17 protein-coding genes are annotated in these 14,172 nt (G+C 67.8%); all 17 read right to left on the minus strand.

Annotated features, from left to right (window positions below):
• Positions 1 to 56: 56 nt before the first annotated feature.
• The 17 genes from ACFPK0_RS07125 to yccS all read right to left on the minus strand — a co-directional run bounded on the left by ACFPK0_RS07125 (position 57) and on the right by yccS (position 14,158).
• Positions 57 to 497 carry a hypothetical protein gene (locus ACFPK0_RS07125; protein WP_056079849.1) on the minus strand — a complete coding sequence of 147 codons (441 nt, stop codon included), beginning with the start codon at positions 495 to 497 and terminating at the stop codon, positions 57 to 59.
• 91 nt (positions 498 to 588) lie between these two features.
• Entirely contained in the window at positions 589 to 1,317 is a 729-nt protein-coding gene (gene fabG, locus ACFPK0_RS07130; RefSeq protein WP_056079846.1) for a 3-oxoacyl-ACP reductase FabG, read from the minus strand.
• On the minus strand, positions 1,310 to 1,777 hold the full coding sequence (locus ACFPK0_RS07135) for a hotdog family protein (RefSeq protein ID WP_056604403.1): 468 nt from the start codon (positions 1,775 to 1,777) through the stop codon (positions 1,310 to 1,312). The genes fabG and ACFPK0_RS07135 overlap by 8 nt, the downstream gene beginning before the upstream one ends.
• Entirely contained in the window at positions 1,774 to 2,985 is a 1,212-nt protein-coding gene (locus tag ACFPK0_RS07140; RefSeq protein WP_377339354.1) for a beta-ketoacyl-[acyl-carrier-protein] synthase family protein, read from the minus strand. The genes ACFPK0_RS07135 and ACFPK0_RS07140 overlap by 4 nt, the downstream gene beginning before the upstream one ends.
• A complete protein-coding gene (locus ACFPK0_RS07145; protein ID WP_056081004.1) occupies positions 2,982 to 3,701 on the minus strand; it encodes a class I SAM-dependent methyltransferase in 720 nt (239 codons plus the stop codon). Before ACFPK0_RS07145 ends, ACFPK0_RS07140 begins: the two co-directional genes overlap by 4 nt.
• A gap of 8 nt (positions 3,702 to 3,709) precedes the next feature.
• Entirely contained in the window at positions 3,710 to 4,153 is a 444-nt protein-coding gene (locus tag ACFPK0_RS07150) for an acyl-CoA thioesterase (RefSeq protein WP_377339358.1), read from the minus strand.
• A complete protein-coding gene (locus tag ACFPK0_RS07155; RefSeq protein ID WP_377339360.1) occupies positions 4,125 to 5,123 on the minus strand; it encodes an LpxL/LpxP family acyltransferase in 999 nt (332 codons plus the stop codon). The genes ACFPK0_RS07150 and ACFPK0_RS07155 overlap by 29 nt, the downstream gene beginning before the upstream one ends.
• Complete coding sequence (locus ACFPK0_RS07160; RefSeq protein ID WP_377339362.1) at positions 5,116 to 5,745, minus strand: ApeI family dehydratase; 630 nt, start codon at positions 5,743 to 5,745, stop codon at positions 5,116 to 5,118. Before ACFPK0_RS07160 ends, ACFPK0_RS07155 begins: the two co-directional genes overlap by 8 nt.
• Positions 5,742 to 6,293, minus strand: coding sequence for a COG4648 family protein (locus ACFPK0_RS07165; RefSeq protein WP_056079829.1), 552 nt, complete (start codon positions 6,291 to 6,293; stop codon positions 5,742 to 5,744). The genes ACFPK0_RS07160 and ACFPK0_RS07165 overlap by 4 nt, the downstream gene beginning before the upstream one ends.
• Complete coding sequence (locus tag ACFPK0_RS07170; RefSeq protein WP_056079827.1) at positions 6,281 to 6,577, minus strand: phosphopantetheine-binding protein; 297 nt, start codon at positions 6,575 to 6,577, stop codon at positions 6,281 to 6,283. The genes ACFPK0_RS07165 and ACFPK0_RS07170 overlap by 13 nt, the downstream gene beginning before the upstream one ends.
• Positions 6,574 to 7,362, minus strand: a complete 789-nt coding sequence (locus ACFPK0_RS07175) for a lysophospholipid acyltransferase family protein (RefSeq protein WP_377339365.1) — start codon at positions 7,360 to 7,362, stop codon at positions 6,574 to 6,576. Before ACFPK0_RS07175 ends, ACFPK0_RS07170 begins: the two co-directional genes overlap by 4 nt.
• Positions 7,341 to 8,075 (minus strand): beta-ketoacyl synthase chain length factor, encoded by a 735-nt coding sequence (locus tag ACFPK0_RS07180; protein WP_377339367.1) that lies wholly within the window; start codon positions 8,073 to 8,075, stop codon positions 7,341 to 7,343. The genes ACFPK0_RS07175 and ACFPK0_RS07180 overlap by 22 nt, the downstream gene beginning before the upstream one ends.
• On the minus strand, positions 8,072 to 9,331 hold the full coding sequence (locus ACFPK0_RS07185) for a beta-ketoacyl-[acyl-carrier-protein] synthase family protein (protein ID WP_377339368.1): 1,260 nt from the start codon (positions 9,329 to 9,331) through the stop codon (positions 8,072 to 8,074). The genes ACFPK0_RS07180 and ACFPK0_RS07185 overlap by 4 nt, the downstream gene beginning before the upstream one ends.
• Positions 9,331 to 10,554, minus strand: coding sequence for a beta-ketoacyl-ACP synthase (locus ACFPK0_RS07190; protein WP_377339369.1), 1,224 nt, complete (start codon positions 10,552 to 10,554; stop codon positions 9,331 to 9,333). Before ACFPK0_RS07190 ends, ACFPK0_RS07185 begins: the two co-directional genes overlap by 1 nt.
• A gap of 40 nt (positions 10,555 to 10,594) precedes the next feature.
• Complete coding sequence (locus ACFPK0_RS07195; protein WP_377339371.1) at positions 10,595 to 11,356, minus strand: glycosyltransferase family 2 protein; 762 nt, start codon at positions 11,354 to 11,356, stop codon at positions 10,595 to 10,597.
• A gap of 35 nt (positions 11,357 to 11,391) precedes the next feature.
• Positions 11,392 to 11,664 carry an acyl carrier protein gene (locus tag ACFPK0_RS07200; RefSeq protein ID WP_007081957.1) on the minus strand — a complete coding sequence of 91 codons (273 nt, stop codon included), beginning with the start codon at positions 11,662 to 11,664 and terminating at the stop codon, positions 11,392 to 11,394.
• A 349-nt stretch (positions 11,665 to 12,013) separates the two neighbouring features.
• Positions 12,014 to 14,158, minus strand: coding sequence for a YccS family putative transporter (gene yccS / locus ACFPK0_RS07205; RefSeq protein WP_377339373.1), 2,145 nt, complete (start codon positions 14,156 to 14,158; stop codon positions 12,014 to 12,016).
• Positions 14,159 to 14,172 lie beyond the last annotated feature (14 nt).

Genomic DNA, 14,172 nt, shown 5'->3' on the forward strand with positions numbered 1-14,172 from the left:
GGTAACGCAGGCGCGGCTCGCCTCGCTGGCGACACCGCGCCGTGTTTCGTCCTGGCTCAGTGAACCTTGGCCAGCTTGCCTTTCAGCGCCACGCCCGACATCAGGGCGCCCTTGTGGCATTCGTAGTTTTTCGGGTCGCTGTGGACCTGTTTCTTGTAGTAGCTCTGGATGTCCACCACCGCATTGGCGCCGGCCTGCTTGGCCGCGTCCTGCAGCGTGATCAGCGCCGACTGCAGCGCCCAGCTGCAGGATTCCTGGCTGGACTTGCCGAAGGCGTTGGTTTTCTTGTTGGTGACGACGTTGTTGTTGACCACGTCCACCTTGCCGGCCGGCTGGTTGCCTTCCAGGTAGAACTTCACGCTGCCATCGAGCTTGCCGGATGCGGTGGCGGCGGCCACGGTGTCCTGGAACGACAGGTACACCACGTCTTCGGCCATGCCGATGGCGGGAACAGCGGACAACGCGAGCAGGGTCAGGGCGAGAACTTTAGCCTTCATGCGGGACTCCTTGGTGATGAATCGATGCGGTCGTCTGACCGCGGCAAAGCACGGGAAACCATCTCCGTAACGTGTGCTTGAACAATCCCCTTCAGCACAGGCCGCCGTTTACGGCCAACACCTGGCGGGTAATGTAGCCTGCGTCGGCCCCCAGCAAAAACTCCACCGCGGCCGCCACTTCGTCGGGCGTGCCGGTGCGTTCGGCCGGGACCATCTTCAGGATCTGCTCCACCGGCACCTCGGGGTCGAGCATGTCGGTTTCGATCAGGCCGGGGGCCACGCAGTTGACGGTGATCCTGCGCTTGGCCAGCTCCACCGCCAGCGCCTTGGCAGCGCCGATCACGCCCGCCTTGGAAGCGCTGTAGTTGACCTGGCCGCGGTTGCCGATGATGCCGGAGACCGAGGTGATGCAGACCACCCGGCCGGGTGCGCGGCGGCGGATCATCGGCATGATCAACGGATGCAGCACGTTGTAGAAACCATCCAGGTTGGTGCGCAGCACGCTGTCCCAATCGTCGCCGCTGAGCGCGGGAAAGGCCGCGTCGCGGGTCAGCCCGGCATTGCAGACCACGCCGTAGTACGCGCCGTGGGTGGCCACGTCCGCTTCCAGTGCGGCGGCGCAGGCGGCGCGATCGGCGATGTCGAATTGCAGCACGCGGGCCGACTGGCCCCGCGCCTCGATTTCGCCGCGTACCGCGTCGGCCTCTTCGCGCCGTGAGCGGCAATGCAATACCAGCGTGTAGCCGGCGCGGGCCAGGCGCAGGGCAATCGCGCGGCCGATGCCGCGGCTGGAGCCGGTGACGAGAATGGTTTCAGACATGGGGCTGACTCGATGCAAGGGAGGCGAGGAAGGCGTCGCTGTCGGGTGGGCTGAAGACGGTCAGGCGGGCTTCGGCGTGGATGCCTTCGGCGTCGATGCGGCAGGCGAACATGGCCATGCCATTGTCGTCGTGAAAACTGCGGAATGCCTCGACGGCCAGCTCGCTGCCCGGCGCAAACGCGTCCACATTGCAGCGGTAGTGGCGGGTGCCGAGCAGGAAGCCCAGACGTACCGCGCGGTGCTCCTGCTTCCCCGTCCAACCCGACCATGCCGCCACGGCCTGCGCCATCAACTCCACGCCGCACCATGCGGGCAGGCTGCCATCGGCGTCGTTGAACGGGCCGTCTGGCCGCACTACGAGTCCGCAGACGATGCGGTCGGTTTCGGCCTCCAGCACCGAATCGAGCAGGATCATGTCGCCGGTGTGGGGCAGCAGGTCGGCAATCGGCCCATGCGTCATGGCGGGATTTCCTCGCTGTTTCCGGCGCTGGCATCGGCCAGGATCAGGCTGGCATTGTTGCCGCCGAACGCGAACGAGTTGCTCATCAGTCGCCGCGTGCTTTGTGCCGGCAGGCGGCGCTGCGCGTCGATCAGGTCCAGTGCGGCCAGCTCCGGATCGGCCACGCCGTCCCATACGTGTGGCGGTAAACGGTGGGCGCCATCCAGCAGGCTCAGCCAGCAGAACGCGGCTTCCAGCGCGCCGGCGGCGGCGAGCGTGTGGCCGGTGAGCGACTTGGTCGAGGAGCAGGGCACGCCGTGCGGGAACACCGTCGTCATCGCGTGGCTTTCCATGCGGTCGTTGTGTTCGGTGGCGGTGCCGTGCAGGTTGACGTAGTCGATCTGGCCCGGATCGAGCTGCGCCTGGGCAAGCGCATCGCGCATCGCCTGCTGCGCGCCCAGGCCCTGCGGGTCGGGTGACGACATGTGGTACGCGTCGGAGCTGGCGCCACTGCCGGCGAGAACAACGCCACCGTGTTCGCGCGTCATCAGGAACAGCGCCGCGGCCTCGCCGATGTTGATGCCGCGACGGTTCTGCGAGAACGGTTGGCAGTGGTCGGCATCGAGCGCCTCCAGCGCCAGAAAGCCGTTCACCGGCAATCGCGCGAGCGTGTCGACGCCGCCGCACAGCACCGCGTCGCATACGCCCATCTGCAGCAAGCGCTGTGCGCTGATAAGGGCGCGCGCGCCGGAGGTGCATGCCGTCGAGATGCCATAGGCGGGGCCGGAAAGCGCCAGCCATTCGGCCAGGAACTCAGCCGGCGCGCCCAGCTCCTGATCGGCATACCGGTAGTCGTCCGGCCACTGGCCGTGCCGGCGTCGATGGTCGATCGCTTCGGTGGTGTGCTCGATGCCGGTGGTGCTGGTGCCGATGACGACGCCGACGCGGTGCTCGCCGTGACGGTGGATGGCGGCACGGATATCGCCCTCGATCTCCAGCGCCGCGGCCAGCAGCAGGCGGTTGGCGCGGTTGTCCCGCGTGGCCGCCAGTGCCGGCGGTATCGGCGGCAATTCATGGCTGACCGCACCCAGCGGCAGCGAGCGTCCCGGCGCCCAGCCGGCTTCGGCGCGGATGCTGCTGGCGTCGCCGGCGAACAGGTCGGCGGCAACCTCCTGCTTTCCGTGGCCAAGACTGCAGATCACGCCCAGCGCGTTGAGATAAGCCGTCATGGGACGGCAGGCTTGCGGGCGGCCACGTTGACCAGGGTTTCCTCGCGCTTGCCCGGCGGTGGCGGCTGTTTCAGATGCCAGCGTTCCAGCAGGCCGAAGTCGCGCGCGCGGCTCCACCACAGATAGGGCAGCGAAACCTGCTGCGGCCCGAACACGAAACCCTGTTCGCGCAGCATCTGCAAATAGCCGTCCGCACTCTTCTGCACATGCATCGGGTGGCGGAAGAACCAGCGGATCACCCAGGTGTCGATATAGGCCTTGGTCGATTCGGCAAAGAGCAGCACACCGCCGGGTTTCAGCACGCGCCAGAATTCGGCCAGCGCGCGTTCCTGCTCGACCAGGTGGTGGAAGGTCTGGTGGCAGAACACGATGTCGACGCTGGCGTCGGGCAGGTCGATCTGTGCGCAGTCACCGGCGATCAGTTCGGCGCCGATCTGCTCCTTGTCGGCTTCGGCGCGCGACAGCGCAATGCTGTGCGGATCGGCGTCCAGCCCGATCAGCCGCTGTGGCTGGAAAGCATCCTGCAGCAGCCGGAACGACTTGCCCTGGCCGCAACCCACGTCCAGCAGCACGCCACCTTGCGGCGCCGGTTCGCCGCAGAGTTTCTTCAGGTCGTTGATGGCGACGCGAAGCACGTGGTGCTGCCAGGTGAACGTGCTCAGGAAGCGGAAACCGATGCGGGTTTCCTCGACGTACGTGGAGCTGGCGTAATTCATGGCAGGCATCAGGCGAGGGTTGATGAAGGGGGTGGAAGATGGCGTTCGACCGCGTCGATCATCACCTGCGGCGAGACCAACTGCATCACCCCGTCGGCGCTGACCGCGATCTGCACCGTGCTGGCGCGGGTCAGCCGCTCGCCGGTTTGCGCGTCGCTGATCAGGTAGTTGATCTTCAGCCGGTTTTCCCATTCGGCGAGATCCGCGCGCACGCGCAGCCGCTGGCCGAAGCGCGCGCCCTGCACATAGCGCAATTGCAGGTCGATGATCGGCCAGGCATAGCCGGACGCCTGCATGTCGAGGTAGTTGTGGCCGATCATGTCGAGCAGCGCGCAACGCGCGATCTCCAGGTACTTCACGTAATGGCCGTGCCAGACCACGCTCATCGAATCGACGTCGAAGAACGGCACGGTGATCTCGGTATCAAGGTGCAACACGCCGCGGCTGCGCATCGTTTTCTCCAGTGGCGGGTAGTGGCGCGTCGACGTGCCAGTAGGGGTGAAAATTGAACCACTGCCGCGGCGCCAGCAGGCACTTGCGCGCCAGGTAATCGGCATAGCGCTGCGCCCAACCCTTGATCAGCGCCTCGCGCTGGCGACGGTCCCATGCCGGCGCGTCGATGAACGATTCGAGGTGGATCTGGTAGCGGCCGTCGATCTTCAGGCAGCACATCAGGTTCACCGGGCAGCGCAGCAGCCCGGCCAGCATCCACGGGCCTTGCGGAAACGGCGCCGGGTGACCGAGGAAATCCACCACCACGCGGCGGCCGTCCTGCAGCGGTACGCGGTCGCCGGCGATCGCCAGCCATTCGCCGCGCTCCAGCCGTTGCGACAGGTCGAGCATCAGCGCGGCGTCCATCTCGCTGACTTGCATCAGGTGCAGTTGATGATCGCCGGCGGCGCTCTGCAGGCGGTTGAAGTGGGCCACGTTGGCGGTGTGCACCAGCACGTTCAGCGGCACCTGCTCGCCCAGTTCGGCCAGCGCGCGGCATACCTCCAGGTTGCCCAGATGGGTGCCGACCAGGATCTCGCCGCGGCCGCCCTGGCGGTTTTTCATCAGCCGCTGGCGCACGCCATCGGGATCGTGCAGCGTCACCTGGCTGAGTTTCAGCTTGCCGTGCCAGGCGTCGAGCCGATCGAGCAGGCTTTCGCCGAACGCCATGAACTGGCCGAACACGCTGCGCAGGGTGGGGCGCAGCTCGCTGCGTCCGCTCCATTGGGCGAGGTAATCCTGGTACTGGCGCACGTTGTGCCGGGCGCGGCGGCCGAACACGAAGAAGTACAGCACGATCCCATACAGCACCGGCGTCATCGGGCGCCGCCCCAGCAAACGCAGGCCGAACGCGGTGAGCTTCATCAGCCAGAAGCTTCCGCGCTCGCGCTGCGCGGCCCAATGCTGCTTGTCGGTGCTGTGCTCAGCCATGGGCGAGCGTCACCCGCAGGCGTCCGGACGAGCAATGCTGGCCCGCCAGGCGGTAGGCGAAATGCAGCTTTCCGAGCGTCGTGTCGGGCTCGTCCTCGTAATGCAGGTCCAGTTGCAGCAGGTCGCCGGGGCGCAGCAGTCGCTGGAATTTCAGCGCCTCCATCTCGCGGCAGTGGTTCGACGTGCCCAGTCGCGGCGCAGCCAGCGCCAGCGCCCACGCCACCTGCACCACGCCCGGCAAGACCGGCGCCGTGCGGAAGTGGTCGTCGAAGAGGATCAGGTCAGATGGCAGCACCAGGTCCAGTTTCCAGCGGCCCGCGTTTTCCTGTTCGGCGATGGGCGTGATCTGGCGCGGACGCGGTGTTGCCAGCAGTTGCTCGATGGTGGCGTGGTCGGTGGCCGGTGGCGGTGCATCCAGCAGGCGCCAGTTGCCCGGTACAGCCAGATCGCGCGTGGCGAGCTGTGATTGCAATGCGTCCAGCAACGACTGGCGCCCTTCGCGATGGAACTCGGCCTGGCCCTGGCGGCTCAGCAACAGCAACGCGCCCGTGCTGCCGGCCCACGCGCCATCCAGCCAGGGATGGTCGGCGAGTGCCCTGGCCGCGGACGCCAGCGGGCTCATGCAAAGCTCCGGCGCAATCGCTGGCGAAGCACCCATTCGCCGCCGAACAGAATGCCCACCAGCGCGTAGGAAATCATGCCGTTGTAGAGCATCCACCACGACAGCGGCGCCCACAGCGTCAGCGCGGCCGACATGCTGCCGTTGAACGCGAAAAAGCCCACCCACACCCAGGTCACCACGCGGGTGTAACGCACGGCAGCCGGCGGCAGATTGGGCTCGCGCAGACGGGCGAAGCGCTCGATGAAGGGCGGGCCGTAGACCAGGCTCCAGCCGAACGCGGCGAGCAGGAACAGGTTGATCAGCACCGGGTACCAGCGCAGCAGCATTGCCTCGCCGGTGAACATCAGCAGCACGCAGTAAAGCAGGGAGATGCCCACCATCCAGCGCCCGCCCGGTTGGCGCAGCAGGCTTGGGGCGCGGATCAGCCAGATCGCGCCCAGCACCAGCGCGAAGATCGGCGGCGCGACTTTCTCCGTGCCGAAATACACGACAAACGGATACAGCACGCCGGCCAGCGGCAATGCGATCCTGGCGATCAGCTGCCGCATGCGCTGCGCTGCTCCTGCACGAGGGCGGCCAGGCTGGCCACGGTGGCGAAATGCTTGCGCGATGCCTTGACGTCGGCTTCGATGCGGATGGCGTAATGCTTCTGCAGCGCCAACGCCAGCTCCAGCGCATCGACCGAATCCAGCCCCAGCCCTTCGCCGAACAGCGGCTGATCCACCGCCACATCGGCGACCGTCAGGTGTTCCAGATTCAGCGTGTCGATGATGAGCTGGGCGATTTCCTGCTCCAGCGCGGCCTGTGCGGACACGGGGTCTTGGGTGGTCATGAGGCGTCGAGTCCTTGCAGGAAGAGTTGATGCAGGTGCTGGTTCAGGCGTCGCGAGGCGATCGGCATGGGGGCGTTGTCGAACGTGGCCGGGTCGATATCGTCACCGACGCGCAGGTGCACCATCACCCGCCGCCAGGGGATGTGGTACCACGGTTCGGCCTTGGTCAGCGTGGTCGGTGCCACCGAGATGTACACCGGTGTGATCGTGCGCGCGCCGCGCAGCGCGATGGCCGCGGCGCCACGGTGGAACACCGGCGCTTGTCCCGGCGTGGTGCGGGTGCCCTCGGGAAACATCACCAGGGTTTCGCCACCGCGCAGCACGTTGGCGGCCTGCTCCAGCATTTCAGGGCTGCCGTTGTTGCTGATGTATTGCGCCGCGCGCACCGCACCATGCATGCACGGGTTGTTCCACAGGCTGGCCTTCACCACGCAGTTGGTGTCGCGCATTTGCGAGATCAGGAACACCACATCGATCAGCGACGGATGATTGGCCACCACCAGTTGCCCCGGCCGGCCCAGCCGCTCGGCGCCGTCGATGTGGAAGTCGAGCACGCGGGTGCGGTACATGAACTGCACATGCAGATGGAACGCGCGGCTGATCGCGGCACGGGCGCGGCGACGGCGCGCCAGCGGGCCGCCGGGCAGCAGTGCAAACAACGGCAGGATCAGCACCCGCAGGATCACCCCGCCAATGCCGAACACGGCAAAGCTGGCGCCCGTGGCCAGCAGGCGCCACAGCCACGCGTCGCGGCGGCGTTCCATCAGCTGCGCTGCCACTGCCATCGACGTCTCTTCCACGCGTGCTGCAACGAGGGGGCGGCGGTTTGCATGGCGCGCAGGAAATCCAGCGCATGCGGCCAGGGGCAGGGCGGTGTGTCGCCGTCGTGGCGATCCAGGTCGAGTTGCCAGGTGTTGCCCGGCATCGCCACATCAGCACGGCCCAGCCGCAGGGCCACGGCGTACGAGAACGGCACATCGGTGATCCAGCCGTCATAGGCATCCGGCGGTACTTCCTCGGCGATCACCGCCAGCACCGACGAGGCGCCGGCGGCCAGCAGGGTCGACGCTTCCAGCATGGCGTGCTCGAAGGTGTCCGCCTCGCCGGCGATCGCCACCGATTCGCCGCGCTGGCCACGCAGCAGCGACCACTGGCCGGCGATGGCGTTGTGTACCGACAGGCCGAACTGCGTGGGCGACAACGGTTGCTCGCCGGCCACGTCGCCCAGCAGGTCGAGCGTGCGCGTGGTTTCGCCGTGGCGCGAGGCGAACACGAACGGCAACTGCTCGTCATCGCCGCACAAGGGCGAGGCCACTTCCATCGTCATCCGCGCCAGCCGGCTCAGGCGGCGGCGCTGCATCGGCGGCAACGACAGGCACTCGGGCTGCTCCTGCTGGTCGGCCAACACGCGCGGCGATTGCGCCCAGGCCAGCCACGCTTCTTCGGTGGCCACGCCGGGCGCCCACGCCCGCCATTGTTCGATGCGCAGCGCGATCATGCGGCTTGCTCCGCCGGCCGCTGGAACATCAGCGCGGCGCAGCTGCCGCCGAAACCGAAGTTGTGGGACAGTACGCTGTCGATGCGGCGCGCATGGGTTTGTTGCACCAGCGGCGCCGCCGCGAATGCGGGATCGGCGTCGATCACCGGTGCGCCCGCCGCCACGAAATCGTGCTGCATCATCAGCATGCTGGCGATCGCATCCAGTGCGCCGGCGGCGCCGGGCGCGTGGCCGCTCAAACCTTTGATCGACGACATCGCCGGCACTGGCGTGCCGCGTTCGGCGAATACCGCTTCAATTGCCTGCCATTCCTGCAGGTCGCCCTGCGGCGTGGAGCAGGCGTGGGTGTTGATGTAATCGGGCAGCGTGCCGGCTTGTTGCAAGGCCTGCCGCAGCGCGCGCATCATGCCGTCCACGCCCGGGCCGACCATGCTGGCCGGATCCGTGCCGGCACCGAAGCCGGTCAGCTCCGCCAGCACGGTGGCGCCGCGCGAGCGCGCATGCGCCAGCGATTCCAGCACCAGCGCACCGGCGCCGGCGGCCAGCACGAAACCATCGCGATGCAGGTCATATGGCCGCGAAGCGCGCTGCGGCTGGTCGGCGCTGGCCGCGGACAGCGCGCCGAACGCGTCGAACCAGGTGGCGGTGCCTTCGAACAATTCCTCGCTGCCACCGGTCAGCACGATCTGCTGGCGTCCCAACTGGATCAGCTCCATCGCCTGGCCGATCGCCAGCGTCGCGCTGGTGCAGGCCGAGGCCACCGTCTGGGTGACGCCGCGGATGCCGAACGCATGCGCCAGGCAGGCCGACAACGCACTGCTCATGCCGCGCGACACCAGGAACGGCGACAGCCGACCCACGCCCTTGCTGCGATAAGCGTCCAGGCCCACTTCGTATTCGTTCAACGAGGCGCCGCCGCCGACCACCAGTCCGCAGTCGCCACTTTCCAACTGGTCCGCGCCGAGTCCCGCGTGTTCGATCGCCTCGCCCATCGCGTGCCAGGCGTACAGCGCGGGCTGGGCCAGGAAGCGGCGCAGCTTGCGTGGCGGCTCGGGCAGGGCGCTGACGTCGACCGGGCCGCCGACCCGCGTGTTCAATCCGCGGCGGGCGAAGCTGTCCATCGCGCGCAGGCCGCTGCGGTTGTTTTGCAGCGCGTCGCGGAACGCCTCGCAGCCATTGCCCAGGCAACTGACCACGCCCATCCCCGTCACCACCACCCGGGGCAGGCCGCGCGCGTCGAGCAGGTCGGACGCCATCAGTCGCAGGCCCGGAAGATCAGCGAGGTGTTGATGCCGCCGAACGCGAAGTTGTTGTTCATCACGCAGTCGGTGGAAAGCGTGCGCCCGTCACCGGTGATGTAATCCAGCTCGGCGCATTCGGGGTCGACGTCGGTGAGGTTGATGGTGGGCGCAAACCAGCCCTCGCGCATCATGCGGATCGCCCACCACGATTCCAGCGCGCCGCAGGCGCCCAGCGTGTGGCCGACGTAGCTTTTCATCGAACTCACCGGCACGCGTGCGCCCAGCACCGAGGCCGTGGCGTGGCTTTCGGCCACGTCGCCGCGATCGGTGGCGGTGCCGTGGGCACTGACGTAACCGATCGCCTCGCCGGAAATGCCCGCATCCTGCAGCGCCCACTGCATCGCCGTGGCCATCGTCTCGCGGGTGGGCTGGGTGATGTGGTTGCCGTCGGAGTTGCAGCCGAAGCCGATCACTTCGGCGTAGATGGTGGCGCCGCGCGCCCTGGCGTGTTCGTACTCTTCCAGGATCAGCGTGGTGGCGCCTTCGCCCACCACCAGGCCGTCGCGGGCGCGGTCGAACGGCCGCGGCGTCAGGCCTGGCTGGTCGTTGCGGGTGCTGGTGGCGAACAGCGCGTCGAACACTGCCGCGCCGGGGCCGGACAACTCTTCCGCGCCGCCGCAAAGCATCATCGTCTGGCGGCCGTACTTGATCGCCTCGTAGCCGTAGCCGATCGCCTGGCTGCCCGAGGTGCAGGCGCTGGAGGTGGGAATCACGCGGCCCTTCAGCTGGAAGAACACGCCGATGTTCACCGCCGTGGTGTGCGCCATCATGTGGATGTAGCTGGTGGCCGTGACTCCCTGCATCGAACCGGTGTCCAGCATGTGGCCGACCACCCGCGCCGGCTCCACGCTGCCGCCGGACGAGCCGTAGGCCACGCCCATGCGGCCGTCGCTGACGCTGGGGTCGTCGATCAACCCGGCGTCGCGCATCGCATGCTCGCTGGCGGCCACCGCCAGTTGCGCCACGCGACCCATCGAGCGGCTGAGCCGGCGCGGCCACGGCGGCAGGGTGAAGTCGTCCACCGGGCAGGCCAGGCGGGTATTGAGGGCGTCGAAATAATCCCACTCCGGCATCGCGCGCACGGCGTTGCGGCCCGCGCGGAGCCGCGCCTCGATGGGTACCCAGTCGTGGCCGAGCGCGGTGATGCCGCCCATGCCGGTGATCACCACACGCTTCATCGCAACGGCTTCTCGTCTAGGTGGTGGGGAATGATCGCCTTCATGCAGCCTGCCTCTTCCAGCGGCGCCACAGGAGACGCGGCGCGCGCGGCAGCATGCCCAGCAGCAGGCGCGTGTGCATGGCGGTGATGCGTGCGTTGTCGTGCAGCATGCGGAAGTGCGACAGCCCGTCCTCGGGGTAGATCACCCGCGTGGGCAGGTTGCGCACCGGCACGCCGCGCCACAGCAGGCGCACGGCGATCTCGGTATCGAAATCCATCCGTGCCGGCAATGGTGCGCGGGCGATTTCCGCGCAGGTTTCGTGCAGCGGATACAGCCGGTAGCCGCACATCGAATCGTCGATGGCCAGCGACAGCGTTTCCGCCCAGACGCAGACGTGGGTGAGGTAGCGGCCGTACAGGCGCGCCCTGGGCACGCTGTCGTCATAGACCGCGCGTCCGCACACCATCGCATGGGGGTGATCGCGGGATTCGGCCAGGAAACGCGGCACGTCGCCGGTGTCGTGCTGGCCGTCGGCGTCGATCTGCAGCGCGTGGGTATGGCCGGCGTCGCGCGCGGCCAGCAGCCCGGCGACCAGCGCGGCGCCCTTGCCCTGGTTGCGCGGCAGGCGCAGAAGCTGGATGTCGCCGTTTTCTTTCAGCGCATCGAGTACCGCGCGGGTGTCGGCATCGCTGCCGTCGTCCACCACGATCACCGGCAGGCCGTGCGCCCGTACGGCCTGCACGGTGCGCTCGATCGTGCGCTTGTGGTTGTAGATCGGAATCAGCGCGCACGGCGCAAGGCGCGCCGCGGGCACTGACATCAGCGGGACCGACATCCGACGCAAGCCGCCGCCGGTCAGCGGGCGAGCAGGGTGTGCACGGTGGCGATGACGTCGCCCACCGTGCGCACGCTCTTGAAATCCTCGGGTTTGATGCGCATGCCAGTCATCTCCTGCACGTGGATCGCCAGATCCACCGCATCGATGCTGTCCAGCTCCAGCTCGGTGAACAACTGCGCCGACGGCGTGACCCGCGCCGGGTCGATCTCGAACGTGTCACGAAGCACTTCCCTGAGCCTGCCCAGAATCTCTTCGTCGCTGATCCCTGCTTCCATCATCATCGTGCTCATAACTGTTCCGCCTGCTCTTGTTCCGGTGATGCCATGCAGCGCATGGACGGGGATGGGCCGGGCGCTTTCGCGCACCGGGACGCTGGCATCCCCGTGTCTTGTCCCCAATGAGGTTCCGATGTTGGCGGAGCGGCCTGGCCGATCCCCCCGCGATGCGGGTCCCCCGTGGCCCTTGCCCTTTTCAGGCAAGGGTTTACGCGTCAAAAACGCGTGATGGAGTGTACCAGAATCATGGCGGCCGTCAGCCACCTTTCGGCACCGGATGGCGGCCTTGGCGCAGCCGCAATGCGTGGGTATTCCGGCGCCCATCGGCAGGCCGACAGACGGGTGGGAATCACCTATTTTCCGCTCAGCGCGGCTGCCATTCGGCGGTCAGCTCGGCCAGCTTGCGGCATTGGCCGCGCACCAGCGCCAACTGGTTCAGCACCAGGGTCGCCACGTCGTCATTCGGGAGGGAAGGTTCGGCACCATCTGCCGAAACGTCTGCCGGGTCGATGGCGGGTTTTTCGGATGCCAGTACCGCATCGGCCACGCGCTGCAAGGCCGCCACGGCCTGGTTCCCCCGCTCCATGACCGCGTTGACGGCATCGGCGGACAGCACCTGCCGGTGGCTGCCCAGGGTGGACAAATGACCCAGCAGGACCTGGGCGGCGGTCAGGAATCGCAACAGCACATCATCGTGGCGGTGCTTGCCGCCGGGCTCGCGCAGCATCTGGCCGAGCAGGCCGCTCAGCGCGGCGATGGCGTTGTGGGCGTCGCGGCGGGCAATGCGGTAGTCGAGGTCGTCGTGTTTGCCGTTGCGGTATTGCGGCAGGATCCTGGCCAGGTAGCGCGCGTCGCTGTGCAGCGTATCGGCCAGCAACTGGCCCGGTTGCCGCGCTTGCCAGTCCGGCAGGATGAAGTGGATCGCCAGCGCGGCAATCGCGGCGCCGGCCAGCGTGTCGAACAACCGCGGCAGCATCACCGCGTAGCCGTCGCCCACCTGGTTCACCAGCATCACCACGAACAGCGTGATCATCGCCGTGGCCACGCCGTAGCGCCGATGGCGGGCCGCGAAAAACGCCACGCCGGTCAACGCGATCAGCGGCAACTGCCATAGCGGCGTGATCGAGTGCAGCGCCGCCCAGCCGATCACCAACCCCGCGATGGTGCCGCCCATGCGTTGCAGCAGCACGCGCCAGGTGGCGTGATAACTCGGCTGACACACGAACAGCGTGGTCATCATGATCCAGTAGCCATGTTGCGGATGTACCAGCCGCATCACCACGTCGCCCACCAGCAGGGCGGTGGCCAGTCGTATGGCATGGCGGAAGCGCGGCGCGCGCGGGCTGAACTGGGCGCGGATGCGCGCCCAGGCGTCGGCGAGGGATTGTGGCGCCGGGTCCTGCAGCGTCGATTCCATGTGCCTGTCCAGCAGCACCCTGCCATCGAGCAGGTCGTGGATGGCGGCCAGGTTGCTGGCCAGCCCATCGACGGCGCGCAGCAGCGCCGGCTCGTGCGGCGTTTCGCGCAGGGATTCGAGCGAGGTGCGCACGTCGGCGAACGCGGCCTCCACATCGTCGTCGCGCCCGATCCTGCCGCGCCGGCGCAACGCATCGGCGAGCTGGCGGCAGCGGCTGGCCTGCAGCCGCAGCAGATGCTCGCAGCGAAACAGCACATCGCTGTGGAAGAACGCCCTGGCCAGCGCGTCGTAGGGATAGTGCGAGGAGTTGATCCGTTCGTGGATGTCCTGCGCCATGAAATAGCGTTGCAGCAATACCGCGGTGGTGCCGCGTGCGCGGCGGCTGCCGATGCGGTCGATCAGCATCAGGCGGGTGTCGTTGAGTGCCGCCACCACGTTCTCGTTGCGCCGCGCCAGGGCGAGCTGCAATGCCTGGTCATCGCGCCCGCGCAAGGGCAGGAACAGCGCCGCCTTGCCATCCAGTTGATCGGCCAGCGCGTGAAACAAACGCGCCAGCGCATGCCGTACCGCCTGCTGCGGCGAAAGGGCGCTCCACAGCAGCGACAGCACGCCATACCAGGCCGCACCGGCCAGCATCCGCGCCGGCTCCAGCAACAGGCCACCCTCCGGCGCACCGCCGGCGAGGTCCGAGGCGAGCATCGTGTACACCGCCAGGATCAGCGTGGCGCCGGCGATCGTGCTGTAGCGCCCGCTCAACGCGCCCAGCATCACCAGCAGCACGGTCGACAACCAAAGGCCGATCGCGAACGCCACCGGATGCGGCAACAGCCATTCCACCGCCACCGCGGCCACCGAGAAACAGGCCAGCGTCACCAGCAGGGTGATCAGGCGATTGCGCCACTGGTCTTCCGTTTCCGCCAGCGCGCAGGCGATGGCGCCCAGCAGGATCGGGATGATCGCGGCCAGCTGGCCACTGACCAGCCCATAGGCCACGATGCCGCCCAGCGCCAGCAGCACGCGCACGCATTCGGCAAAGCGGTCGTAGCCGAGCAGGCGAAACCAGTAGCTGGAGAGAGTGGACGTTTGCGTCATGCGTCAAGCATACG

The sequence above is a fragment of the Rhodanobacter ginsenosidimutans genome, assembly GCF_042655685.1.
Lineage (GTDB): Bacteria > Pseudomonadota > Gammaproteobacteria > Xanthomonadales > Rhodanobacteraceae > Rhodanobacter > Rhodanobacter ginsenosidimutans.

Coding starts and splice junctions, on each gene's coding strand:
- ACFPK0_RS07125 (WP_056079849.1), bottom strand. CDS start 497: ATGAAGGCTAAAGTTCTCGCCCTGACCCTGCTCGCGTTGTCCGCTGTT.
- fabG (WP_056079846.1), bottom strand. CDS start 1,317: ATGTCTGAAACCATTCTCGTCACCGGCTCCAGCCGCGGCATCGGCCGC.
- ACFPK0_RS07135 (WP_056604403.1), bottom strand. CDS start 1,777: ATGACGCATGGGCCGATTGCCGACCTGCTGCCCCACACCGGCGACATG.
- ACFPK0_RS07140 (WP_377339354.1), bottom strand. CDS start 2,985: ATGACGGCTTATCTCAACGCGCTGGGCGTGATCTGCAGTCTTGGCCAC.
- ACFPK0_RS07145 (WP_056081004.1), bottom strand. CDS start 3,701: ATGAATTACGCCAGCTCCACGTACGTCGAGGAAACCCGCATCGGTTTC.
- ACFPK0_RS07150 (WP_377339358.1), bottom strand. CDS start 4,153: ATGCGCAGCCGCGGCGTGTTGCACCTTGATACCGAGATCACCGTGCCG.
- ACFPK0_RS07155 (WP_377339360.1), bottom strand. CDS start 5,123: ATGGCTGAGCACAGCACCGACAAGCAGCATTGGGCCGCGCAGCGCGAG.
- ACFPK0_RS07160 (WP_377339362.1), bottom strand. CDS start 5,745: ATGAGCCCGCTGGCGTCCGCGGCCAGGGCACTCGCCGACCATCCCTGG.
- ACFPK0_RS07165 (WP_056079829.1), bottom strand. CDS start 6,293: ATGCGGCAGCTGATCGCCAGGATCGCATTGCCGCTGGCCGGCGTGCTG.
- ACFPK0_RS07170 (WP_056079827.1), bottom strand. CDS start 6,577: ATGACCACCCAAGACCCCGTGTCCGCACAGGCCGCGCTGGAGCAGGAA.
- ACFPK0_RS07175 (WP_377339365.1), bottom strand. CDS start 7,362: ATGGCAGTGGCAGCGCAGCTGATGGAACGCCGCCGCGACGCGTGGCTG.
- ACFPK0_RS07180 (WP_377339367.1), bottom strand. CDS start 8,075: ATGATCGCGCTGCGCATCGAACAATGGCGGGCGTGGGCGCCCGGCGTG.
- ACFPK0_RS07185 (WP_377339368.1), bottom strand. CDS start 9,331: ATGGCGTCCGACCTGCTCGACGCGCGCGGCCTGCCCCGGGTGGTGGTG.
- ACFPK0_RS07190 (WP_377339369.1), bottom strand. CDS start 10,554: ATGAAGCGTGTGGTGATCACCGGCATGGGCGGCATCACCGCGCTCGGC.
- ACFPK0_RS07195 (WP_377339371.1), bottom strand. CDS start 11,356: ATGTCAGTGCCCGCGGCGCGCCTTGCGCCGTGCGCGCTGATTCCGATC.
- ACFPK0_RS07200 (WP_007081957.1), bottom strand. CDS start 11,664: ATGAGCACGATGATGATGGAAGCAGGGATCAGCGACGAAGAGATTCTG.
- yccS (WP_377339373.1), bottom strand. CDS start 14,158: ATGACGCAAACGTCCACTCTCTCCAGCTACTGGTTTCGCCTGCTCGGC.